Below are 411 nucleotides of genomic sequence, written 5' to 3' on the forward strand. Positions count from 1 at the left end.
GCAGCTTCGTGGCCAAGAATGCAAGGAAAAAGACCCTCAGGATCCTTGCCGCTCCAGGTGTAGTGGTCGGTGTGGCAGAGCGCGGTGAAGAGGATCTTGACGCGGACCTCGCCGGCCTGCGGCGGCGCCACCTGCACAAGGGTGTTCTTAAGGCTGTCAGCAACGTAAACAACATTATTGGACCAGCGATTGTTGGAAAGGACCCCACTGAGCAGGTTGAGATTGACAACTTCATGGTCCAACAGCTTGATGGAACCTCCAATGAGTGGGGCTGGTGCAAACAGAAGCTTGGAGCAAATGCCATCCTTGCGGTTTCACTTGCTGTGTGCAAAGCTGGAGCTATGGTGAAGAAGATTCCTCTTTACCAGCACATCGCAAATCTTGCTGGGAACAAAACTCTGGTGCTCCCTG

The 411-nt window shown here is 53.8% G+C and carries 1 protein-coding gene and 1 pseudogene; one reads left to right on the forward strand and one right to left on the reverse strand.

Going from position 1 to position 411, the window contains the following annotated elements:
- Positions 1–242: alcohol dehydrogenase catalytic domain-containing protein (locus tag FWJ25_RS20940; RefSeq protein WP_246166908.1), on the reverse strand; the 242-nt coding region annotated here is incomplete at its 3' end.
- Between FWJ25_RS20940 and FWJ25_RS20945 the strand changes: the two are divergent.
- Positions 177–411: pseudogene (locus tag FWJ25_RS20945) on the forward strand (hypothetical protein); the annotation flags it as partial. The gene FWJ25_RS20940 and the pseudogene FWJ25_RS20945 sit on opposite strands and share 66 nt — an antisense overlap.

This window comes from Marinobacter salinexigens (assembly GCF_008370345.1).
Classification (GTDB): domain Bacteria; phylum Pseudomonadota; class Gammaproteobacteria; order Pseudomonadales; family Oleiphilaceae; genus Marinobacter; species Marinobacter salinexigens.